Below are 23743 nucleotides of genomic sequence, written 5' to 3' on the forward strand. Positions count from 1 at the left end.
TTTTCGTTTTACACTCCTTCTCATTTTTTCTGTTCAAATCTATGGTAATCCCGTATCCACACTTATATGCGCGTTCTCCTAGTAGCAGCTATTCTATTTCCCTTATATAAAGTGATTTAACTTCTACGGCTGTCGGATTGTGCATGTGGCATAATTGAAAGCCTATGCGGCCTTCAGAGAAACCGGCATCGTGAACAATATCAATGGTTTTTACACCATTCAGCCATGCTTGTATATGATGACCTTTTGCAATGATATAGTAATGGTTCCAGTCATTCTTCTTTACAATTTTTGAAACAAGGGTATCCGGGAACTTCTGTACCATGTTGCCCCTGCGTTCTTCCCATAAAGAACCCCAGTAGCCTTTGCCCATATCTACCTGGTAGCCGGGTGCATTGTCCCAGTTAGTAGGATTGATCCTGACACAGACACCGGAATTTGCATCATCGTCTCCCACCATTTTGATCAGTACATTTAGTTCATAGTCTTTATATGGCTTTTTTGTATAGCTGTAATGATGCTCTTTTTCTTTTCCTATTGTACCTATAAGTAAATGATCTTTCAATTGCCAGAAAGCGGGTTCAAATTCCCAGTTGTTCCCGGAGATGAGGAGGTCTTCCCATCCTTTGCCAGATGGTTTGTCGTTCTTCATTTTTCCGGCAGCCGGTAAAGTATTCTTTAAGGTGGTATCCGGTTGTGCAGCAGCAGAAAAGGGATGGAATACCAGCAGAAGAAAAAATGTGTTAAGAAGAAAGACATGGCTCCTGCCATGCACTTTTAATTGAAAAGTATCTTTTTTGTGGCAAGCCATTTTTTTATTAAAGATAAGGATTGATATCAAACGGGAACGATTGAAATGTGAAGCTACAGGATATTGACAATCTATTTACTTCGTGTATCCATATATGATGATCCCTTCAAAATAAGCACTCCACATTATACCCTCCGCTAAAACCATTTGGCGGTTCGTCGAAGCCGTTTGGAGTCCGTATGAAATTGTATAAAATTCAACGGCGTTCATTCTTGGACTCTTTTTATTTTAAGTTATCCTACCTTTTGCAGATGTTATAAGCGTTCAAGTTCCTCCTGAAGGAAATTATTTATAACCAAACGACTTGCTACCATGAGAAAAAATATTATCCCGGCATCCTTGCCGGCTATGGGCAAACAGCTCATGCTATTGGTCTTTCCTCTTTGTTTTTCTATTAAAGCTTATTGTCAAATCGTAACCGGAAAAGTTACAGATCGGGATGGAAAAGGACTTTCCGGAATTTCAGTAATAGTAAAAGGTTCAACTACCGGAACCACTACTACTGCTTCGGGGCAATTCAGTATTGCGGTTCCTTCCACCGGAGTTTTACAATTTACTTCCATAGGGTATAAAACACTGGAAGTTTCTGTTTCCGGCCGCAAGGTCGTTAATGTCGTTTTAAGCACCACTGCCGGAAACTTGAATGAAGTGATAGTTACCGCTTTAGGTATCAGGAAGGAATCTCGAAAACTGGGTTACGCAGCTGCCACTGTAAAAGTTGATGAAATCACCCAGAACCGTACTACCAACGTGATGAAGTCTTTGGAGGGTAAAATAGCCGGTTTGGATATTGCTCCGCCAACGGCGGGTGCAGGCGCGAGTAACCGGATCCGTTTGCGTGGGCAGTCGGGTTTTAATGGTCAAACCAACTCGCCGTTAATTGTAATTAACGGCCTGCCGATGGATCAGGGTACACGTAGTGCCGAGGGTGGTTCGCCTGCCACAGACCAGGGCGACAACCTGGCACAAATCAACCAGGATGATATTGAGTCAATGACCGTGCTGAAAGGTGCAACAGCTGCGGCGCTTTACGGTTCCAGAGCTTCCAATGGTGCCATTATTATCACCACCAAAAGCGGCGCTAAAAATTCGAAATTTGGCGTGGAATTTACCTCCAACTTTGCCGCTGATGAAATATTGGATTTTACCAATTATCAAACCGAATATGGTACCGGCGTTGGGGGTAAGCGTCCTGCCACACAAACTGAGGCGAAATCAAACGGAAACCTGGCATGGGGCGCAAAACACGACGGCGTTCCTACAGTACAGTATGATGGTGTTTTAAGGCCTTATTCTGCTGATAAAAACCGCTTTAAGGAATTTTACAGAACCGGAACTTCGTTCATGAATACGGTAGCACTTTCCGGCGGTGGCGCCTCAACAAGCTACCGCATTTCTTTTTCCAACCTGGATGCTAATGGTATTTCCCCTGACAATAGTTATCATAAAAAGGTTTTTAATTTAGGACTCAACAGCCAGGTTACAAAAAAGCTGACGCTTCAGGCGAATATTAACTATACCCACGAGGAAAATAAAAATCCCCCGCTGGTTGGTTCTCAAGGTATCGGGTTCTCCAGTTTCCTTCACCGTATGCCATTAACTCTTTCGATTGAAACGTTGAAAACGAGTGTTGTAGGCCCTGATGGCAGCTTATTTTCAACCAACCCCTTTGATGGCCTTTTAACGAACCCGTATTATCTTATCGGGCGAAAGTTCGATTATACCAAAAGAGATCGTTTGTTAGGTACTGTTTCCGTCAGGTATGATTTCTTTAAGTGGTTGTACTTACAGGGGCGTGTAAATGCAGATTTCGGGTACAATAATAATGAATATAACACACCACATGGCGTAGGGGCCCCACTGCGTAATGATGGCAACACTGGCTGGAGGGGGAATTACAATATTAACACGAGTTTCAACAAACAAATGAATATGGATTTCCTGTTAGGGACCACCCATAAAATTGGCAATTTTACAATCGACGGAAGCTTTGGCGGTAATATGTATACAGTTAACAATAACAATACCAGCCAGGGAGTAACAGACTTTGTAGTGAAAGACGTTTATAGCATTGCAAATGGTATCACCAAAACCCAGGATTACAGGATTTACAGATGGCAGGTAAACTCTTTATATGCTTTTGCAGATATTGGCTATAAAAACTTCCTGTACCTGAATCTTACCGATCGAGTTGACTACTTTTCTGTGCTTACGCCGCCAGGTGAAGTAGTAGCTGACCCAAACAACTCTTTCAACTATCCATCAGTAAGCGCCAGTTTTATTTTTTCCGAATTGCTGCCCAATAACAAATGGTTGAATTTTGGTAAATTAAGAATGAGTTATGCCGATGTGGGTAATGCAAACGGTGTTGATCCCTTTAGCACCCAGTTGAAGTACACGATGGCACAACAACTGTTCGGTACCTATCCAGTTGCAACCGTTGATAACACAATTATTCCAAATCCCAAAATAGAACCTTACCGCGTTAGTGAAAAGGAAATAGGCCTTGAGTTAAGAACCTTAAATAACCGTTTAAATTTTGATATCGCCGTTTACGACAAGAGGACCAATGGCCAGATATTGGAGGTTCCATTATCATCCTCTACGGGTTATAGTAGTATAAAAGCCAACGTCGCAAAGCTGAAAAACACTGGTTTAGAGGTTATGATTGACGGAACACCTGTTAAAACATCCAACTTTAGCTGGAATATATCGGCAAACTCAGCCTATAATACCTCAAAAGTATTGGCATTGGCTCCGGGGCAAACCCGCCAGGTGGTAGTATATTTTAATGGTACCGGAAACGAGTTCCTGGGTTCTTTAGCATACGATGTGGGCAAAGAGATGAACCAGTTGATAGCAAAAACGTATCTCCGAAATGCAAAGGGAGAGATAATGTTAGATGCCCAGGGAAAACTCCAGGCTTCAGCCACGGAGGTAAATTTTGGCAGTGCCAACGCAAAGCTAACGGGTGGTATTACAAACACTTTCCAATATAAGAACCTGAGCTTATTGATCCATGTTGATGGGAAATTTGGCGGCAAGGTGTTTTCGTCAACAGCATTGAACGGTTTAAGGTCAGGTATGAGCCAGGCATCTTTAGTAGGTCGCGAGGGCGTTGTTTTCGATGGTGTGCTGCCTAATGGATCTAAGAATACAATATCAGTTGAACCAAGAACATTTTATTCTGATTATCGTACCAAGCAAATAGCAGATCCATTTGTTTTCAGCAGCGACTTTATCAAGTTAAGAAATATCACGCTTTCCTATGACTTAACCCGTTTAATGATTAAAAACACAAAGTTTGTTAAAGGGCTAACGCTATCTGCCAGTTGCCGGAATGCAGCAGTACTTATGAAACACATACCTGATGTTGATCCGGAGGCGTTCGCATCATCAAGCGACAGCCGCCTGGGATACGAGCAACATACTGAGCCAACTACCCGAACTTTTGGGCTTAACTTAAATGTAAAATTCTAAAATCATCCAGTATGAAAAAAAACAGTGGTCTTATAATCCCGCTCGCTGTAGCACTTTGCTTCGTGAGCTGCACAAAGGGGTTTGAAGAAAAAAACCAGGACCCTTATGCCATTACAAAAATTGATGCAGGGTTGTTATTTACAGGAGCAGAGCGGGGTATGAATGTGGGCAATTGGGATGGTGAACAAACCATAGTACAACAATATATGAATGCTTATAACTCAGGTGCTACGGCAGGGTTTAATTTTAATGAGGACGTGGATGGATATAACACGCCGCGTTGGAGTGTTTACACAGATGTTATCAAATCTTTGGCACAAATCATCAGCCTTGTTAAAGATGACCCGGCTTCTCGAAACCTGTACAACATGGTACAGATATGGAAAGCGTTTGCTTTTATGACCCTTGTTGACACATATGGCGATGTACCTTACAGCGACGCAGGAAAAGGATACCTTGGACAGATAAACTATCCAAAGTATGATAAAATGACCGATATCTATGCGGACCTTTACAATGAGCTTAAAACGGCTACTGCTGATTTGTCTGCTTCAAATGAATATGTAACCAGTGACTTATTTTTTGGTGGTGCAACCAGCTCTACTCCCGCTTTAATAACCGCACAGATAGCCCAATGGAAAAAAATCGGTTACTCTTTATTGCTGCGTTTAGGTATGCGTTACTCAAAAATTGACGCCGTCAAAGCTGCAAGCATTGTACAGGAAGCATTTGCAGGTGGTGTAATTCTATCAAACAACGATAATGTTGTTGTTAAGTTGTATAATACTGCAGTTCCAAACAATTTTTCCAATACTCAGCGGAACGTCACTCCCCGTTTTTATTATTTAGCTGAACCTTTTGTTAATCAGTTAAAAAGCACTGGTGATCCCCGGTTGAAGTATGTCGGAGCCAGCTATGCCGAGCCAAATTCAATTACCTCTGCACGTGATACTACAACAGCTAACCAATATGGATTTCCCGTGGGATACGACCAGGTAACTGTTTTAAATTATCCGGGATACAGAGGTACAAAGGGCCAAGGGCAAAACTACACGCAGCTTAATTACGATGTAGTTGCCAATACGGTTACCCCTGCTTTTTTTATTACCAACTCGCAAACCCAACTATTGTTGGCAGAAGCTAAATTCAGAGGGTGGATCACAGGGGGCTCAACAACAAAACAATACTATGAAGCCGGCGTTAGAGCTGCTTTGGATGAGTGGAACTTATTTCCCGGCACATTTAGCCCAGCCATTTCAGACGCGGAAAAAAACAACTACCTGCTTCAACCTGCCATTGCTTACAGCGATGCGAAGGCACTTGAGCTTATCAATACACAATACTGGATCGAGTGTTTTACAAACGGCGCCGAAGGTTTTGCTAATTGGAGAAGAAGCGGATTTCCGGTATTGCAACCCAATAAGTATAACAATAACTTAAACGGCGGTTTTGTAAGACGTATGGCTTATCCTAATGAGGAGCTAAGTAAAAACGCTGATAACTACAATACAGCGGTTACGAGCATGGGCGGCGATGGACTAACACAACGTGTGTTCTGGGATAAACCGTGATAAAATGGGCTGGTTTATTGATGCCAAAAGAAAGCCGGGTTGATGTCTGCTGCCACCAACAAAAAAGCCCCTGAAAAATCAGAGGCTTCAATTTCGTGGAGTCCGGTTACGGGAAGTCCCTCCGGTAAATAACCAGACAGTTCACTCTGTAAGGCTGGTGCTTCGCACCCACGAAACTTGATGCTATGGTGATAGCCCAATTAGCCCACTAAATAAATAAAATTACTTTATTGTTGTAACCTTTTTGTAATTCTGAGTAATATATAAAAACAAACTGCGGTTGGATCTTACCGATGAAATATACATGAAAGAAGTACAGAATGGCCGGTTGGAAGCTATGGCTGTATTGTTTGATCGTTATCAGGTTCGTATGTATAATTATTTCTTTAAACTCAGTTTCGATGCTTCGCAAAGCGAAGATCTGACACAGCAGTTGTTCATCCGTGCCCTGCATTATCGCAATAGTTTTCGACCGGAGCAAGGACACGTAAAAACTTGGCTATACCGAATGGCGGTAAATCTGCATATTGATCACATGAAGCGGCAGGCGAAATACAGGATGACCGTTATGCCATTGGATGATGTGCATGGAGAGGTGGTGGAGATGACCACCAGTAATTTTACCGAGGCTGTGGGATTCGTCACCCACCATTTTGGAAATAACTTAGATTGATGATTTGCTCCAGCCAATCAATCTTAAGAGTATTAAACTACTATGGCAAATGCGCATATCCATTCTTCATCTTCCAGATAAAATATTTTTCCAGCATCACTTTGCCAAAATCATAAAAGACATTCGGCAGCATAATAGCAAAAGATCTTGGTTTAAATAAGTGATTTGAAAATATCAATACTTCTTTTTTGCCGGCATCCATAATGCAAAGTCCCGGAATTTTACCCCACGGCTTTTCTTTTAAAGTTGTATTACCCTTAGCTATCCTTACAATATTTTCTGCAACAATTTTTCCTGTTTCATCACTTGGGAAACCGGTTTTGGGCACTGCAAACGGAATACTGCCCTGCTTAAAAGGAGCTGGTACATTAACTGATAAACCTGCTACCCAGATGTTGCTGTATTTCTTATGACGGTATGAAGGCAATACATCAATAAATCCATTAGGTGCGGCTTCCAGTTCGGGCGAATTTCTGATTAAGTCAACACCAATAAAAGGAGGCATCAGCATCATGAATTTTGAGCGAATACGTTCTCCGCTGCTTAATACGACTTCGTCCTTTTTTACTTCTGAAATACCTACACCTACCCTGTAATGAATGTGAAACATTTTCATGAAGGCTTTTAACATCCTTTCTCCCCAAGGCATTCCGTCGATACCAAAATGGCCAAGATAGGTTTCGGGCGTTACCCAATACAAATCTACCATTTTACGGATATTTTGTTCGCGCAGCCATTTTTCGATGTTGAATAGAAATTCATACGCTGCACCCATGCATCCTGCCTGTTGTGTGGCGCCAATAACAATAGGGCCGGGATCCTTTTTGAATGCTTCCAGTTTTTCGCGTGTTTTCATTGCTCCATCGGGTGTGCCGATATAACACGCATGCTCCTTTATACCAGGTGCAATATCATAATTTACCTTCGGACCAGTTGCTATCACCAGTTCATCGTATTCAAACTGGCCATCACGCGTATATACTAACCGTTTGTTGGGATCTATTTTTTCGGCAATTGTTTGAACAAATGTAACACCCCGTTTTTCAAGCACCTGCTTTCGGGGGATGCTGATATCCTTTATTTCTCTTCTTTTGGTGGGAACCCATATCAGAGATGGAATAAACAGAAAATTTTCATTTCTATCGATTAATGTAACATCGACTGTATCTTTTAATTTACGTTTTATTTCGATGGCTGCAGTAAAGCCTGCAAAATTTCCACCTATTACTATTACTTTCATTGGTTGATAATTTTAAAGTTAGCTTTTCAAAGCAAATGTCTAAAATTTGAAGACCATGGTTAGTAACAAATGTTACTTGCAATAAATTATTGTATCTATTTTGTAATGATAATAATCATCAATAACCGAAATAAATGACCATTGTCATTTGTTATACAGATATAAGTTCTGTTATTATTCATCGTTGCTTCGTATGGCATTTGACCTGTAAGGCGAAATTCGCGGCCTGACTGTTTTAGTCACTCCTGGTCACCTTACAGGTCAACCTATTTTAATATCAAGTGTTCCTGATGCCTCGTTCCAGCGGGCCTGAGTTCCGAGTTCCCTGCACAGTGATTCCATCCGGGCAGCAATGTTGATGGCGCGTGACAAACCGGCCAAACGCGCCTGGAAGTTCTCGATAATCGTCGGGTACAGTAAAATTTTTTGAATACTTTGACCGAATATTTCGATCATGAATATGAACGACTCGTCATTTCGTTCGATCGCATCAACTGCATAGTCGTCAATGAAGTCCCCGGCACTATAAATGATGGGCCTCTTCCTGTATATTTCAATACCGCGGAAAACATGACATGAGTGCCCGAAGATGATATCGGCGCCGGCATCGATAAGCATATGCGCAAATTCACGATGGCCTGGTTCCGGCTCGTCTCCCCAGTTAGAACCCCAGTGCAGGGCAACGATGAGTAAATTCACTGTTGTCTTTGCTTCTTTTATGCTTTCGATAAGATCACGCGCCCTGGGATCCCTTTTTTCAACAGGCACATACCATATTCCGGAACGATCTGATCCTGCGCCCCAGCCCGGCTCATTTGCGTCTGTACCGGATAACAAACCAACCTTCACCAAACCCATTTCAAGGATGGCAGGATGTTGCGCCGCCAGCAGGTTGGGTCCTGCCCCCGCATATCGGATCCCCGCCTTCTCCAGTAAAACGAATGTATCAGCAAGGGCTTCCCGGCCATAGTCAAGCGTGTGATTATTGGCCAACGACACGGCATTTATGCCGGCCGCCCCAAGCACAGCGATATTGCCGGGATCAGAACGGAATGTAAAAACTTTCAAAGCCGGCGAACCTTTGCTGGAGATCACACATTCCAGGTTGCAGATCCGTACATCCGCTTCTTTGAATACGGGAAGCGTATCGCCCCAGGGGTAATCAGGAGGATGGCTCTTCAGATTTTCATTTACCAATCTCCCGAGCATTACATCGCCTGTAAGTAATAATTTCATACACTGAAATAGTTACGTTATAATCCGGCGCCTGACAAGGAGAGCTTTACCAAAAACCTATATTATATATTATATTATTCTTGTCAATAAAGAATTTGTTTTATGATACCCGCTCTGACAATTAATTGTACTGATGTTTCTATTTTAGGCTAACCCACAAATAATCTTTTGTTCCATTTTTAAGAATAAAGTATAATGCCAATGAAGCAGTGATTGAAAAGGGAAATGCCGACCCCACACCAAGCGGTGCAATACACATCAGGAAAATAATTGCTCCGATAGCTCCCAATTTCAACAACCACCCCTTGAGCAACATAGACACAGCAATCAAAGCCTGGCAAGTGGCAATGAAACCAACCACTTCAGTAACATGCGTGCTAAACCAACCCCGAATGAATTGCTTGTATATGTCGAGAAAACTGAGATCAGCATACTCTATGTAAAATTGTGGATTTTGCAGAGCTGTTTTCCAGTTTGTCCAGCTTGCCCAGGTAAACACAAGGAAGAATAATAACCTTGCGATCCTCGGTTGTTTCCACGCAGCCCACAGCATCAACAATGCGATAACATTGGAAATAATGTACAGGAACAAATAGGTTTGATTTCCGAAACCTTTCATGGCGTCCTAATTTTAATGTGCTTAATATTCCATACAAGAAATACAAAACTTATCAGGCTAAGCACCGCCATTACTATTGTGACAGATAAGCTTGATTCAAGTTCTTTCCGCTTCATCATCAAAGCGAGCCAGCCAATTGTGACATTCATCAGTACAAAAAAGGTCAGTATGATTATTGCAAAGGAAAACCCAGCCGGTCTTCTTTTCAAAATCCAGAAGCCTGTTATAAAAATGCCGGGGAGAAACACAGAAAGGTCAATGACTTGAACAGGATTGGTTACCAGCCCGGTTTCTGTTACTCCTTTTGGGACTCTATTATTAATTACGGCAGGAATAATTTCAGAAAGCCAGAGAAAATAGAATACAAATGAGAGAACAAGGAAAAAGATCCCGGTTACTTTAACCACGGCATTTTTGTTTATCCCGAATTTAACCGGACTTTTGATCTGAGAATAAATAAACCAGGCCAATGAATAAAAGGAAAGGCCAAGCGTTAAACAATAAATCAGAAATAACCGGTTGAAATGAACACCAAAGCTATAAATAAGGAAAGTATAAAGTATATATAGCATTACTCCGGCCCATAGCAAATCCGCAATATACTTTTTCCTGTATGCAAGCATCGCGGTTATGATCAATGCGGGAACGACTATAAAAAGGTCAATCATATCCTGACCAACAGACTGAATCCGCCAGTTGAATGTTTCTTTTACATAGAAATCAGGAGTTAAGAGACTGATGCAGCTTACCAGTGTTATCAGTATTGACAGTGGAATTGATAGTGATAATATAATCTTGCCGCTATTATTATCCATTTTTACAGCATTAGGATTTTATTCCTTTTTTTTATTTCTTCTGCCAACTTCCCTGAAATTTTTCTGCATCCGCAATGTTTCTGGTGTTCTAGATGCCATTTTACTCTTTGCTCAAAGCTTGGATTCTTTGGCATTGGATGGGCTATATGCCAGGCAGCATTTAACTTTGAACTCCCGGATTTCATAGAAATAAATATCTCTCAAAGGTTAGTATTATTCCAAAGCTGATAAATGACCTCGATCAGCCAAAGAGATGAAAAAAGACAAGATTCTGGTGAAAATCATTGCTAACTAAGTTGCTTTTAGCCAAATATTCCCCAAAGTGCATGATCCAAAAATCCAGTCCGCGGTAAACGCTATATCAATAGTCGAATGGAAAACTGTCCTCGTCCGTCCGGTAGAGTTAATAAAAAAAGCCCCGCTTTACGCGAGGCTTCCTTATTCGTGGAGTCCGCCGGCAGATTGTCGAACCAATTAAAGGAATTCTTCAATTGTATAGCCTCTGTAAAGCAACTGATAGAACAATTCGATAAAGCCTTGTAGTTTTTTAACTATTACTTTTTCAGCCATATCTACGCCTCTGTCGAAAATAATTCACCTACTTGCCCATTATAATCCAACCCCAATGAAATCTTTTACCCGAATAACCGGTTCACTCTTTAATTAAACAGCCAATCGTTGATTTAAGCACAAACACCATTAATACGGCTATATCTATCTTTTTATAGCAACCCATCTTTGTGTTGTAATTAATTACTCACAATTAAAAATTAAAAATGGATAAAAAGAAAGTTTGGTTTGTAACTGGTGCCTCAAAGGGTTTAGGATTAACTCTCGTAAAAAAGTTACTTTCAGAAGGCTACCAAGTAGCTGCTACATCAAGAGATGTAGAATCGCTAAACAAAGCTGTTGCAAATGACACTTCCAATTTCTTACCTCTACAGGTAGAATTATTAAATGAAGTAAGTGTTGTAAAAGCAATCGAAAGTACAATCAAAACCTTCGGTGGTATTGATGTATTAGTAAACAATGCTGGCTATGGCCAATTAGGTACATTAGAAGAAATGTCTGATGCCGAAGCTCGTCAGAATTTTGACATCAATGTTTTTGGTTTGCTTAACATCATCAGAAATGTTATGCCCCATTTTAGAGCCAAAAAAGCAGGACATGTTATAAACATTTCTTCGATAGCAGGCTTACTTGGTGCATTTCCTGGATGGGGTGTTTATTGTGCCACAAAATTTGCTGTTGTGGGATTAACAGAAGCACTTTCAGTAGAAGCCAAAGAGTTTGATGTAAAAGCAACAATTGTTTACCCGGGTTATTTTAATACAAACTTCTTGAAAGAAGGCTCTATGAAACTAGCTCAAAATCCAATTGTAGCATATACAGCGGCTCGTAACACCGAAATTTGGCACGAAACTCAAATGGTAGGCAATCAACCTGGTGACCCAAACAAAGCTGCACAAGTGTTGATTGAATTGGCAGAAATGGAAACTGCACCACTGCACTTCTTTATGGGTTCAGACTCTTTTGGCATGGCAAATAGTAAAATTGAAATATTGCAAAATGAGCTTGCCGCCAATGAATCTTTAAGTAAATCAACAGATTACGTAAAATAATTTATTCAATGAGTTTTAAAAATTAATAAAATGAAAAGTAATATTTTAAAATCGTTAACAGCATTATTAGTGCTAATGTTTGCCTTCACAGCAAACACCTACTCACAGTCTGCAAGTGTAAAATCAAGCAGCTCTAAACTTACCAAAAAAGTACTCATTGTGCTTTCAGCCGCCGACACATGGACAAGGGCAGATGGCTCAAAATATCCTACCGGTTATTGGACAGAAGAATTCGTAGATGTTCATAAAGAATTTGTAGATGCTGGCTATAAGGTAGATATTTCCACTCCTGGTGCAAAGAAACCAACAGCAGACCCCAAAAGTCTTGAAGTAAGTACACTAGGTGCTGAAAAAGCAGTAGCCTTTGCAAAGTATCTAAAATCATTGTCAACCACGTTAAGCAATCCATTGGAATTAGCAAAAATCAATATGGATGATTACGATGCAGTGATAGTACCTGGCGGACATGGCCCAGTTGAAGATTTGTATAAAGATAAAGACATGGGCAAGGTGTTATTTGCAGCAGACAAATCCAAAAAAATTATCGGTGCTGTGTGTCATGGTCAGGCTGCATTTTTAAGTGCAGTTGATAGCAAAGGCAACTGGTTGTTCAAAGGTAGAAATATGACATCATTTAGTGATTCTGAGGAAATTGAATTTGGAACAGCAAACAATGCACCTTGGCTTTTAGCTTCAACATTGAGAAAGTATGGTGCTAACTACACTTGTGGTGCAAAAAACTGGGGCAATTATGTAATGGTTGATAGTAACTTGATAACTGGTCAAAACCCTGCATCAAGCATTCCGATGGCAAAAGCAATCATTGAAGTATTAAATAAAAAGCAACAGCTTTAATTTGTTTCAAGTGATCAATGCAAATAAAACTAACATTTTTAACTTTGACAGAGCTTTAAAGGTTTAAAGCTCTGTCATTTTAATTCCTTTCACATGAGCAATAAACACATATATCGTTTCAATTCAATCGCTGAGTTTCACAAAATGAGCGGTTTGCCTAAGCCTGAGCATCCTTTGGTAAGTTTAGTAGATTATGGTTTAGTAGATTACCAGACTGATGATACTGAAATTAGCTGGATGCAAAATTTCTATTCAATAGGTTTAAAAAGAAATATTCAGGGCAAGTTTAAGTATGGGCAGCTACAATACGATTTTGATGAAGGGCTTATGACATTTGTAGCACCAAAGCAAGTCGTTAGCATCACGTTAGATAAAAGCCAAACTACAAAACCAACGGGTCTATTGTTGTTTATTCATCCTGATTTTCTGTGGAATACTAACTTGGCAAAGGCTATTAGTAAATATTATTTTTTTGGATACAATGTAAACGAAGCCTTATTTATGTCTGAAAAGGAAGAAATTGTAATTACTGATATATTGAAAAATATTCAAAGAGAATACCATTCTTCCATTGATAAGTTTACACAGAACATCATCATTGCACAAATAGAACAATTATTGAGTTACTGCGAAAGATTTTATCAAAGGCAATTTATCACAAGAGCAAAAACCAATCATCAGATACTTGCAAAGGTAGAATCTATACTTAATAATTATTTCAATGATGAAAACCTATTAGAAAAAGGCTCACCTACTGCACAATATATTGCAGAACAGCTACATCTTTCTCCAAATTATTTAGGTAGTTTATTAAAATCCCTTACAGGCAATTCAACCCAAACTCATATTCATGAAAAATTAATAGAAAAAGCAAAAGAAAAACTATCAACTACGAATCTCACTGTAAGCGAAATAGCCTATGAACTGGGGTTTGAACATTCGCAATCATTCAGTAAATTATTTAAGACTAAAACCAATCAATCGCCATTGGAGTTTAGACAATCGTTCAATTAATTTTTTTCATTTCAAATAAGCTACATGTTTCATCTTCTCCGATTTTTCCTTTATCGAAGCTTTTTGCCATTAGATATAAAATGTTTCATGTTAGCATTGCCCCAAAAACTGCCGCTATTTTTCAAGTATTGCTGTAGGTGGGGTATCCTATGACGTCCAGCCAGGAATCAAAAAAGTTATAAATGACCGGGAACTGGTAGATACTGCGCAAGAATTGCAATACAGTAATCAACAGATTTCGAGATTACAAAGATTTGATGTAATAAAAGCGGGTGTTTTTCACGTATTTTAATTGCCTAGTTTTTATTAACAAGAATTTTAGCAAGAGTTCGACCGTCCGGTGAAGATAAAAAAATAAAGCCCTGCAACGCAAGGCTTTACAAAATTGTGGAGTCCGCCGGCAGATTGTCGAACCAATTAAAGGAATTATTTAAGCGTATAAGTATTGAAAAACAATTGATAGATAAAATATCGTTCATGCCAAAGTATAGGAAACCAATATGCAGCAAGGCTGTGAAGCATCAATGTTAGCAATTGCTCGATGAGTACTTACTTTCTTTCCATAATATAAAAGACAGTATCAATGAAAAATAATAAGTCGTCTTTGGCAATCACGTTTTCATCATGCATATCTTCTAACTCCAATCCAAATTCTTTGTTATAGTAATCCTGCCGTCTGGTATTCTCAAAACCATTAAAAGTCAAAAGTTCTTTGATATTTTCAAGATCAGCCTGTCCCCCTTCAATGAATGGTTGTCGGAGAACAGCACAAAGTGTCTCATCTTTACCAGAGGTAAAACCCAACAATTCATAAACAGTACCTGGAAACAATAAATTATGAATCACCAGGCTATTGAAATATTCAGTCCATGTAGCATAGTATACAGCATCATTGATTTTGATAACATGCATATGATCTGGCGCCAGGTATATTTCAGATTCTCCTCCCCTAGTCAAATACTGACTGCCCTCTGCTAAAGCAGGAATCCAAAGCTTATTATTTTCTGCGTGAATTTTTAAGAAGCGAGCCTGTTCTTCTTTGACAATTGACCTACTTTCGAATTCTCTTTTAACAGTTGGATTTGAGCCAAAGCCTTGGCAAAGGAGATTTCTGATTGCTGTGCAATGATCTTCTTGCTCTTCAATGAGAGTTCCGCTAATGATATTTTGAAGTTTTTGCCGGATTTCATCGTCGATCATTTAGACAATAATAAGAAAAATTGCCCAATACAAACAAAACCGCACACAAACTATTAATAATCAAACACTTGCCAAAACACCAGCACCATATAAGGGCAAATTAATAGTTTACATTAAATTTAGCCGAAAAGCATTTACGAACTAAATAATGATGACACCATTGTCAAATGAATCATTGAATGTTTTCATGCCTCTTTTCAAAGGTAGACAAGATGTGTTTGCTATTCGTTGGGAAAGAGATGGCCGAAGTGGTTATATGCCCGCTTATGATTTGAATTGGGATGAATTTGCCATTCATAAAGCAAATGGCGGTACGCTTAAGGACTTCCCCAATAAGACCTATTCACAGTTAACTGAACAAAGATTATTGAATCACTTGGCAGGCAAAGAAGTGATTGGCCTTTATCCGCTTTTACCAGATAATTCATCCTGGTTCATAGCAGCCGACTTCGATGAATCAGAATCTGGCAAAATAAGCTGGCAGGATGAAGTGAAGCTATTTATGGATGCCTGTGAAAGATATAAGCTGCCAGTATATCTTGAACGTTCAAGAAGCGGACGAGGAGGCCATGTATGGATGTTTTTTGAAAACAGCTATCCTGCCTTTAAAAGCAGGAGGATCATGCTTCACATTCTAGAATCAACGGGCATTATTTCTCCTTTCGATAAAAATTCTAATTACGACCGGCTGTTCCCTAACCAGGATTCACATTCCGGCAAAGGAATCGGCAATCTGATCGCATTGCCGTTACAAAAGAAATCACTGGAGAATAATAATTCCTGTTTTATAGATCCAGTTAATTATATGTCTTATCTAGACCAATGGTCATTTTTGCGAACTATAAAGAAAGTGGGTATCCAGCAATTGGAAGAAGTATACAATTCATTGACAGGTTCAGATCATAAACATATACAAACGGTTTCAACAAATTCAGCAGTACTGCAAATCACATTAAACACCAATATTAAAATTCCGCGAGCAAATTTAAGTCCTGACCTGGTAAACTTTTTAAGAGATAGCCTCAACTTCATTAATTCTGAATATATCATAAAAAAGAAGCTGGGTAAAAATACATTTGGCACAGAAGCCTACTTCAGAATGCTTGAAGAAAGGGATGGTTATGTTCTTATTCCAAGAGGATTTGTTAGAGAACTACTTCTTTATTGCAAAGAAAAGCGCATTCCTTATCAATTAAATGACGAACGAAAAAAACTTAGGGAAGTAAATTATTTATTTAAAGGATCATTATATGATTATCAGAAAGCCGCGGTTGATACAGCAACCAAAAAAGAGATGGGAATTATTGTAGCCCCGCCCGGTTCAGGAAAAACCATTATTGGCTTATCAATTATAGCTCAAAAAAAGCAACCAGCACTGATAATTGTACATCGCAAGCAACTTTTTGATCAATGGACAGAACGTATTCAGTCATTTTTGGGAATTGCAGAACCCTTCATTGGTAAAATTGTACAAGGGCAACAAAAAATAGGCGCACATATAACCGTTGCCATGATTCAAAGCGTTGCAGGTATAAATGCGTCCCATGATATTTTTAAATCCTTTGGCACCATTATTATCGACGAATGCCACCATGTACCTGCGAAAACATTCAGACAAGTAATATCAAATTTCCACTGCTATTACTTGTATGGATTAACTGCTACACCCATCAGAAAGAATAATGATGAGAAGTTAATATTCATTCATATTGGGGAGGTAATTCATGAAATGAAATTACCCACCCAAAACAACGCTCCTGTCAAAAAAGTTTCGATAATAATTCGGGAAACTGAATTATTGGTTCCATTTGATTACAAGACTGATAAGACAGAGACATTGCTCCAGATACTTATTCACGATTCATCAAGGAATCGCCTTATTATAGATGATATCATAAGCGAAGTAAATACCGGAAAAAAAGTCTTGGTATTAACTGAACGTAAGGCTCATATCCAAACTCTTTACCAATACCTCAAAACTAAATTTGAGGTCATTACTATTTCAGGTGAAGATTCCGAATCGGCAAAGAAAACCAAGTTCAGCCAAATCAACTCTGGAAATTTTCAGATACTAATTTCCACCGGACAATTTTTGGGTGAAGGTGCAGATATACCAAGCCTGGATTGTTTAGTGCTGGCATATCCATTTTCATTTGAGGGAAAAATGATTCAATATCTTGGCCGGGTGCAACGCACAGAAGCCACTCCCGTTATTTATGATTATAGGGACATACATGTGGATTACTTAGAAAAGTTATTCAGGCAAAGAAGCCGATATTATCAAAGACTTTTACATACCGGCCAAATACAGCGGTTGGATGAATTGGTGCTGATTTTCAATGAGGATAAAGTTTTCATAAATACGGATGCTACTATATTACAAATAGACCAACTTGATCTCCCTATACAAGTAGAAAAGTTCAAAACAGAGGTCGCTTGGAAAATAAGAGTGCTGAATTATGATGAGGAAAATAGTGAAATCAGAGCTGAAATAATAGACTATGCAGCCAATCCGGAAATCAACACCGGCAATCAAATTTCCCTGCAATTCCAGCCTATCGATAAAATAAGATTTCGTTCGCTTGATACAGCCAGGCTATTACATGCTGTTGAACTAAAGAGATTTACTTCAACCCCTAAAGTATCTGAAGAACCCAGCGACAATGCTTCTCAGCAAACTTTTAAAACAATAACGAAACCGGCTGAATGGGTAATTAAGAAAATCATGAAAGTACCCTTTCCAAAGATTCAATTTTCAAATGCCTGTGTAGCGTTTACTATATTTATTGAAGAACTAGGTCAGGATATCAAATTTCAAATAGAAAATCCGGATATACGACCTGAGTTTGAAGCGGTCAAAGACTACTTTATAAAAATTCTGAAGAAAAAATTGATCGCCACTGAAATTGAAATTCGTTACAACGAAAATCAGATATTATCTACAACTACCTCCTCTGAAGACATCAATAAAATAAATAGCGGTATTATCGATAGCGTTCGTTTTGAATTTGTAAAAAAGAAAATCCTTCCATTTAAAGGGAATAAAGACAATAATCAAATCCTAAACACTCTCGATACATTGTTGATATCAAATGAAACGCCATTAAAAGAAATGTTTAAATCCGACAAGGATTTAATTGATGATATTTTAAGTGTAAAGGACTCAAAACATTATTACCATCTCAAATTCCTCGCCGCACAACACCTTTCATCGGTACTGAAAATAAGATTTGTATTACAGCCTTTTTCATTTTTGTTTCTATTGCAGGGCGACAAGAAATACCATATTGTATGGGAGACGCTAAATAGCGAAGAAGCCACTTATGTATGGCATTTTGAAAAAACAATGGATGCGTTGCGAAACGGGCTAATTGAAATCGAAGCAGTGCTAAATGAAATCAAGAATACAGGCAAACAGGATTATCTTAACAAAGATCATCCAAACTTTAGCAGGATCATGCATGACTATTCTGCTGCCCAAAAGGGGTTTACCGTATGGAAAGGTTTTCTGGAGCAAAGATTGGTATAGTGGCATTATCATAAAATGAAGTTCAACACGTGCCTGCAGACATTCTTACTTATACAAGAATTTTACCGGATTCGAACCCGAAAGCTGTTCATTCCAAAGACATAAAACATTTCAAAAAGATCAATTCAATTGCTTAAACGCAAAAACCCGCTACAGGAGCGGGTTTTACAATTTCGTGGAGTCCGCCGACAGATTGTCGAACCAATTAAATATTTTGTTTAATCGTATGAGCACTGTAAAGCAACTGATAGATAAATTTAAGTGCATGTAATTTTGGGAAACGCGTTTACGCTTTCTTTATGGATTGCACTACTTTCGAATTCGCCTTGCTTGCTGCTAGCCAAAAAGAACTGGAAATAATTGCTTTGAAAGAGCCAGAGGCGTTTTGCATACTATTGCACCGAAAAATACTCTTGTCCAATAATTCGGGATGGACATTCGATTCCAATCAAATGCCCAGTTATAGTAAAGAAAACATCAATATAGCTGTCTAGATATAGATGGCTCACTTACCAATTTGTCGCCCCGCAGTCATCAACGAGTGTTTCAACTTCTGTGCCTGCTGCCGAAAATAAATATTATCAGGGTTTACGCTCTATCGGGTATGCACTTATTTTGTTGAACCAATGTAAATCCTGGTTATTTATAAGAAATTTACCTAAATAAGTTCCAGAGTTACAATATTAACCAACAAAGGCTATTTATGAAAAGAACAATTGCTTAAGTTCATCAACCAATAAATATCTGCCCCGGTATTTTCTATGCAACATACGGTGACAATTGGAGCATACGATAGCTAGGTCTTGCACGGTTGTTCTCCGCATTCCTCCAATTGCTATCGGTTGGCGATGATGGCATTCAATAAAGTCATCCCCCAGCTCAGGGTATACAGTAGAAAAATTGAAAGAACAAGCTTCACAAAATAAACGATTTTCTTTTTTTGCTAGGGTTTTGGCTTTTTTTATCGCCTTGGGATCCCTTTCGTAAAATTTATGCGTACGCAATACAGCTCTTTCTGCGCCTTCCATAAATGTTTCGTCATCCTCCATGGTTGGAGAAACAACAAAGTCAATTGCATTGTCTGTATCTGGCAACAGATTATCAAACGCATGCCATACATAGTTTTGTTTTTGGACTATAGCTAATCCGGGTTGATTTCTTTTTTCAATAGTTTCAATGGTGCATATCTGACCACGGTTACATTTAAAGAAACTCCATATTGCTTTATTTACTTGATAAGGGATAGTTGGCGTTCCCACCACCAGCACATCACGTGTATAAGGATGAGAAGGGATACCATCCCTTCTTATTAATCTATTTATAGGAGTCACCAAATGGGTAATATACCACCCTTCTTCACGATTTCCAGCCGGCAGCAAAGATTGAAATAATACCATCAATTCACCTGGTTGTGCCTTTATGTAATTAGTAGGATACCACTTTTTGTTCTTGGAGAAGTTTAAAGGGAATATGTCACCGGTGGAGAATTCAGTGTAAGCCCACTCTGCCCCTTCGTCACGGGTAACACTTTTGATCCATTTAATATCCGTTGCATTTGCCATAACTACGTTTTAATAAATAATTAGAATTGGATGGGTGGTTGAATAACTTTATTTATTGGGAATGCTTATAAAATGCCTCATGATACTAGCTTTGCCTCCAATCCCTTTGACGGTATTTTATCACTTGCCACTTGTAAGCTATTGCATCGATTAACCAAACAAACCGGTGACAATATGCCTTACCTCCAAACGTTCCTGTTCCGATTTTTCCTGGCATAAATGTCTTATAAAGGCATAGTGATAATTTACTCAACAAAAACTACCGAGGTTAATGGTAAAGTAAGCCGATATCGCTTACATGAAACTTAAATAATGCCCTGGCAATAGCCTAACAATGAATGCGTAAAATTTTGTGATTATCAAATAGGTTTGACTTTTACCAATTTTCCTATAAAAGCGGTATAAACTATAAAATTCTTAGCTCGATTGTCTTTCAAATAAAAGAAAATTCGATAATATACCAGATGGGGTCTTAGCGTTTCTATCGAATATCTCTATATTAGCGAAAACGATAAAACTGTCTTTAGCCCGCGAAACTGCAACATTTAACATATTGGGCTTATTACCGCGATCAAAAAACATTGAAGCAGAATCACCCTTCCCGTAAACCATAGAAAATAGCACGATGTGTTTTTCGGCACCTTGCAAGGCATGAACAGTTCCTATCTTCATAATATCTGTGTCAAAGCCAACTTTCTTCAATTCAAATCTTAAACTATTTTTTTGTCCAACGAAAGGGGTAACTATACCAACTGCATTTTCAACTTTCCCATATTTTGCTTCGATTTTGGATCTACTATTTAATAACCAATTTACAATAGCCTTCACCTCATTTAAATTTTGCCTGCTTGAATGGATCAAAGATGAATTTCCATCTACATGAATACAATACATTGGTGGAAACGGATTTGATTTGTCTGCTTTTCCTTTAAGAGGTTTAAGCCGGCCATTATAGGCTAAAACATTGCAATAACTAATTATCTCATCATAACATCTTCTGTGTTCAACCAATAAGACTCCTTTTTCCTTTGAACCTTTTTCCTTATAAATACTTGCATTTTGAGCCATTTTCATGATGCTACCAGAAGAGGCCAAAAATCCTTTTGGATCATACTGCTCCTCGAAAATAGAGTCTTCATAATTATTAATGAGTCCCCCCCGTCTCAGATTTCCAATATCGACTTTACTGATTATATTCCAAACGGGTTCTATTTGTTTAATATCTCCAACAACGACAGCTTGTTTGGCAAGAGCAAATGTAGCAATACCAACCTCTGGCGAAACTTGACCAGCCTCATCAACAATTAATAAATCTATAAATTCAAGAAGGGGTGGGTTATCAAAAATATTCTTGCCATCCTCTCCTTTTTGGAGAAATTTATACGAACTGAAAAACTTTGGCGCCATGTAAAAAGTACTTACAAAGCAAGGTGTAATCATAGCTTGGCGGGTCCATCTATTAATAGTCTGATTTGTCCCTTTTCTCTCAAAATTCGGGTCCATTAAATCCTCCTCAATAGCCATTAGCCACCTTCCTTCCCAATAGTGAACGGCCAATTGAAAGGCTTGGTGTCGAAGTGTGATATCTAATTCATCATAGAAACCGTTTTGCTTAGACATTTGCAAATCTTGCTTTTGTTGCGCTTCAATTTTAATATTCTCAGCTGCCAAATATTCATTCTCATTTTTAGCTGGATTGCCTTTTATCCCGTACACTCTCTTCCAATCTTTCCAATCTGAAATGGCCTGAATTAGCTTTCTTGCGGTTTCTATTTTCTTATTAATTTTTTCTAAAATGCCAGCTTTTGTTAACTCCAATTGACTAATATCAGATATTAAAGAGCCTCTTAAAATTATTTTAATTTCGGCGGTCCTATTTCTTAATGCTACTTTTATTCCTAAAAAACAAAACAACTTCCTAAAAAAAGACTCGTTTTTAAAATATAACAAAATTTCCTTTTCCAGCTTTGTCAAAGTAGTTATGTCAGTATCAAAAGCAGAGTCATTTAAAAGACCTCTAATGTAGTACCTCGCACGGTCAGCGCCATCTGAAAGATAATCAGATAGAAACAGCTCCTCTTTTTGCAAGTATTCTTTCCAAAGTCTAGTGGCATCATTTAATGACACATTTAATTCTTTAATTTCATTTTGCAATCTTTGAATAACATCTTCAATGCTTAATAATGTTGAATTAAAGTAATCAGCCCCTTTTTGTAAATAATAGCTCTTTGCTTCATTGACGTAATTCAGATTTTCAATTTTTGTAAATAACCCATCGTCGTTTTGCTTTTTGTAATTGATCCCTTTCAATTCCACATCGGATTTATTATTAGCAGGCAAAAAAGTGGCATAACCTTCGATATCTGGAAGCCACCGACCTTTTAACGGTCCATTTCTTTCATTCGATTTTGAAAAACTATCAATGATATTAGTTACAGCTTGATTGTTTGTCGAACAGGCAAGAATAATTGGAGGAGATGCACCATTTAAAGCGCTTTCAACAATTTTGTTCGCAACTAGGCTTTGTATGAGAGTTGTCTTTCCAGTTCCGGGAGGACCATTTACTGCGAATACATGCGACTGCGATTGCAATAATGTATATAATGCCCGCCTTTGTGATAATGATAGTGAAAAATTAAAACCCATTTGTCCTAGATGCAATGAGTTTAACTCAATAAATTGCGATACTGTTAGAGGAGGGTTCTCAGTATTGTTTTTTAACTCTATTAAAGTGGATAGTAATTTCGGTAAACTCTTTTCATTCAATAATTTTTCATACAGCTGTATTATCCCAATCCCGGCATTAATATCTTCATCAGGCAATAAGACAATACCATTTTTTACTACGGTATATCCTTCGATTTGATAAGTCTCGATTGATTGACCGACACAACGCTTAAATATTTCATTAATACTTTCGATATATTCTGGGTAACTGTCGTACTTTTCCTTACCAATTGCAGTTGCTAGGTCTACTTTTTCTACAGTACTAAAAATGAATTCGGTTCTTTCATCTGCCAACGGCTCCAAAAATCTACGTTGAAATATAGGAAATAGTTCCTCTGAATTACTAAGTTTTCCTTGTCTGTCTAGTATAGCGAAGTACCAATAAGGAAATTTTGGAGTTTTGTCTTTTAAATAGATTAAACGGTCTGGCAATGGAACGATTTTAATAGGAGCTATCAGAACAGCGACATACTTTAACTTCATCCAGTTCTCACTTTCTCTATTCGGAATACCCTTTTTCTTGTTGATACGATCTTCTTCAAAATCAATTAAAGCATTTACTCGTTCCAGGTCAACGATCAAGTCATTTTTGATATCCCAAGCCTGAATCTCAAAATGCCGCAGTCTATCAAGATCAATATTGGTGTTTATTGAATCAGATAAACTCTTTTTCCAATAACCTATCCATTTTTTTTGCTCTATTAATGACGTCATAAATAAATTTTGTATTCTAGATATGGATTTATTGAATACTCAGGGAGTCCGTTTCATGATCTTAATTATTCATGC

Annotated in this window: 16 protein-coding genes; 8 read left to right on the top strand and 8 right to left on the bottom strand. The window is 38.5% G+C overall.

Translation table 11 applies throughout. The features are described from left to right. Window positions 1-88: 88 nt before the first annotated feature. Complete coding sequence (locus A3860_RS18635) at window positions 89-811, bottom strand: 3-keto-disaccharide hydrolase (protein WP_081148321.1); 723 nt, start codon at window positions 809-811, stop codon at window positions 89-91. 312 nt (window positions 812-1123) lie between these two features. On the opposite strand from A3860_RS18635, the gene A3860_RS18640 reads away from it, so the two are divergent. The 3 genes from A3860_RS18640 to A3860_RS18650 all read left to right on the top strand — a co-directional run bounded on the left by A3860_RS18640 (window position 1124) and on the right by A3860_RS18650 (window position 6535). Further along, on the top strand, window positions 1124-4291 hold the full coding sequence (locus tag A3860_RS18640; RefSeq protein ID WP_143774171.1) for a SusC/RagA family TonB-linked outer membrane protein: 3168 nt from the start codon (window positions 1124-1126) through the stop codon (window positions 4289-4291). An 11-nt stretch (window positions 4292-4302) separates the two neighbouring features. Then, the gene (locus tag A3860_RS18645; protein ID WP_081148323.1) at window positions 4303-5862 is read left to right on the top strand and encodes a SusD/RagB family nutrient-binding outer membrane lipoprotein; all 1560 of its coding nucleotides are present in this window, start codon (window positions 4303-4305) and stop codon (window positions 5860-5862) included. Between the two features lie 304 nt (window positions 5863-6166). Continuing rightward, on the top strand, window positions 6167-6535 hold the full coding sequence (locus tag A3860_RS18650; protein ID WP_143774172.1) for an RNA polymerase sigma factor: 369 nt from the start codon (window positions 6167-6169) through the stop codon (window positions 6533-6535). Window positions 6536-6575: 40 nt separating this feature from the next. Here A3860_RS18650 and A3860_RS18655 read toward each other — a convergent pair whose 3' ends face one another. From A3860_RS18655 to A3860_RS18670, 4 genes are all read right to left on the bottom strand, one after another. Next, on the bottom strand, window positions 6576-7775 hold the full coding sequence (locus A3860_RS18655) for an NAD(P)/FAD-dependent oxidoreductase (RefSeq protein WP_081148327.1): 1200 nt from the start codon (window positions 7773-7775) through the stop codon (window positions 6576-6578). A 261-nt stretch (window positions 7776-8036) separates the two neighbouring features. Beyond that, window positions 8037-9011 (bottom strand): CapA family protein, encoded by a 975-nt coding sequence (locus A3860_RS18660; RefSeq protein WP_081148329.1) that lies wholly within the window; start codon window positions 9009-9011, stop codon window positions 8037-8039. Window positions 9012-9150: 139 nt separating this feature from the next. Further along, the gene (locus tag A3860_RS18665; RefSeq protein ID WP_081148331.1) at window positions 9151-9630 is read right to left on the bottom strand and encodes a hypothetical protein; all 480 of its coding nucleotides are present in this window, start codon (window positions 9628-9630) and stop codon (window positions 9151-9153) included. Then, window positions 9627-10445: a hypothetical protein gene (locus tag A3860_RS18670; RefSeq protein WP_081148333.1), complete on the bottom strand. Its 819-nt coding sequence runs from the start codon at window positions 10443-10445 to the stop codon at window positions 9627-9629. The genes A3860_RS18665 and A3860_RS18670 overlap by 4 nt, the downstream gene beginning before the upstream one ends. Window positions 10446-11221: 776 nt before the next feature. Between A3860_RS18670 and A3860_RS18680 the strand changes: the two genes are divergently transcribed. The 3 genes from A3860_RS18680 (at window position 11222) to A3860_RS18690 (ending at window position 13936) form a co-directional block, all read left to right on the top strand. Further along, window positions 11222-12067, top strand: a complete 846-nt coding sequence (locus A3860_RS18680; protein ID WP_081148337.1) for an SDR family oxidoreductase — start codon at window positions 11222-11224, stop codon at window positions 12065-12067. A gap of 30 nt (window positions 12068-12097) precedes the next feature. Continuing rightward, window positions 12098-12922 (top strand): type 1 glutamine amidotransferase domain-containing protein, encoded by an 825-nt coding sequence (locus tag A3860_RS18685; protein ID WP_216823468.1) that lies wholly within the window; start codon window positions 12098-12100, stop codon window positions 12920-12922. 93 nt (window positions 12923-13015) lie between these two features. Continuing rightward, window positions 13016-13936, top strand: a complete 921-nt coding sequence (locus A3860_RS18690) for a helix-turn-helix domain-containing protein (RefSeq protein WP_081148339.1) — start codon at window positions 13016-13018, stop codon at window positions 13934-13936. Window positions 13937-14485: 549 nt separating this feature from the next. Here the strand turns inward: A3860_RS18690 and A3860_RS18695 are convergent. Beyond that, window positions 14486-15136: a putative polyvalent protein kinase domain-containing protein gene (locus tag A3860_RS18695; protein WP_081148341.1), complete on the bottom strand. Its 651-nt coding sequence runs from the start codon at window positions 15134-15136 to the stop codon at window positions 14486-14488. Window positions 15137-15284: 148 nt separating this feature from the next. On the opposite strand from A3860_RS18695, the gene A3860_RS18700 reads away from it, so the two are divergent. Next, complete coding sequence (locus A3860_RS18700; RefSeq protein ID WP_081148343.1) at window positions 15285-18665, top strand: DEAD/DEAH box helicase; 3381 nt, start codon at window positions 15285-15287, stop codon at window positions 18663-18665. 701 nt (window positions 18666-19366) lie between these two features. Here A3860_RS18700 and A3860_RS18710 read toward each other — a convergent pair. Further along, window positions 19367-20227 carry an HNH endonuclease gene (locus tag A3860_RS18710; protein WP_081148347.1) on the bottom strand — a complete coding sequence of 287 codons (861 nt, stop codon included), beginning with the start codon at window positions 20225-20227 and terminating at the stop codon, window positions 19367-19369. Between the two features lie 72 nt (window positions 20228-20299). On the opposite strand from A3860_RS18710, the gene A3860_RS42290 reads away from it, so the two are divergent. Next, window positions 20300-20446, top strand: a complete 147-nt coding sequence (locus A3860_RS42290) for a hypothetical protein (protein WP_158085305.1) — start codon at window positions 20300-20302, stop codon at window positions 20444-20446. 198 nt (window positions 20447-20644) lie between these two features. On the opposite strand, the gene A3860_RS18715 is transcribed toward A3860_RS42290, so the two are convergent. Continuing rightward, the gene (locus A3860_RS18715) at window positions 20645-23668 is read right to left on the bottom strand and encodes an AAA domain-containing protein (RefSeq protein ID WP_081148349.1); all 3024 of its coding nucleotides are present in this window, start codon (window positions 23666-23668) and stop codon (window positions 20645-20647) included. Between the last annotated feature and the right edge of the window lie 75 nt (window positions 23669-23743).

The sequence above is a fragment of the Niastella vici genome, assembly GCF_002077945.1.
GTDB lineage: Bacteria > Bacteroidota > Bacteroidia > Chitinophagales > Chitinophagaceae > Niastella > Niastella vici.

Coding starts and splice junctions, on each gene's coding strand:
- A3860_RS18635 (WP_081148321.1), bottom strand. CDS start 811: ATGGCTTGCCACAAAAAAGATACTTTTCAATTAAAAGTGCATGGCAGG.
- A3860_RS18640 (WP_143774171.1), top strand. CDS start 1,124: ATGAGAAAAAATATTATCCCGGCATCCTTGCCGGCTATGGGCAAACAG.
- A3860_RS18645 (WP_081148323.1), top strand. CDS start 4,303: ATGAAAAAAAACAGTGGTCTTATAATCCCGCTCGCTGTAGCACTTTGC.
- A3860_RS18650 (WP_143774172.1), top strand. CDS start 6,167: ATGAAAGAAGTACAGAATGGCCGGTTGGAAGCTATGGCTGTATTGTTT.
- A3860_RS18655 (WP_081148327.1), bottom strand. CDS start 7,775: ATGAAAGTAATAGTAATAGGTGGAAATTTTGCAGGCTTTACTGCAGCC.
- A3860_RS18660 (WP_081148329.1), bottom strand. CDS start 9,011: ATGAAATTATTACTTACAGGCGATGTAATGCTCGGGAGATTGGTAAAT.
- A3860_RS18665 (WP_081148331.1), bottom strand. CDS start 9,630: ATGAAAGGTTTCGGAAATCAAACCTATTTGTTCCTGTACATTATTTCC.
- A3860_RS18670 (WP_081148333.1), bottom strand. CDS start 10,445: ATGGATAATAATAGCGGCAAGATTATATTATCACTATCAATTCCACTG.
- A3860_RS18680 (WP_081148337.1), top strand. CDS start 11,222: ATGGATAAAAAGAAAGTTTGGTTTGTAACTGGTGCCTCAAAGGGTTTA.
- A3860_RS18685 (WP_216823468.1), top strand. CDS start 12,098: ATGAAAAGTAATATTTTAAAATCGTTAACAGCATTATTAGTGCTAATG.
- A3860_RS18690 (WP_081148339.1), top strand. CDS start 13,016: ATGAGCAATAAACACATATATCGTTTCAATTCAATCGCTGAGTTTCAC.
- A3860_RS18695 (WP_081148341.1), bottom strand. CDS start 15,136: ATGATCGACGATGAAATCCGGCAAAAACTTCAAAATATCATTAGCGGA.
- A3860_RS18700 (WP_081148343.1), top strand. CDS start 15,285: ATGATGACACCATTGTCAAATGAATCATTGAATGTTTTCATGCCTCTT.
- A3860_RS18710 (WP_081148347.1), bottom strand. CDS start 20,227: ATGGCAAATGCAACGGATATTAAATGGATCAAAAGTGTTACCCGTGAC.
- A3860_RS42290 (WP_158085305.1), top strand. CDS start 20,300: ATGCCTCATGATACTAGCTTTGCCTCCAATCCCTTTGACGGTATTTTA.
- A3860_RS18715 (WP_081148349.1), bottom strand. CDS start 23,668: ATGACGTCATTAATAGAGCAAAAAAAATGGATAGGTTATTGGAAAAAG.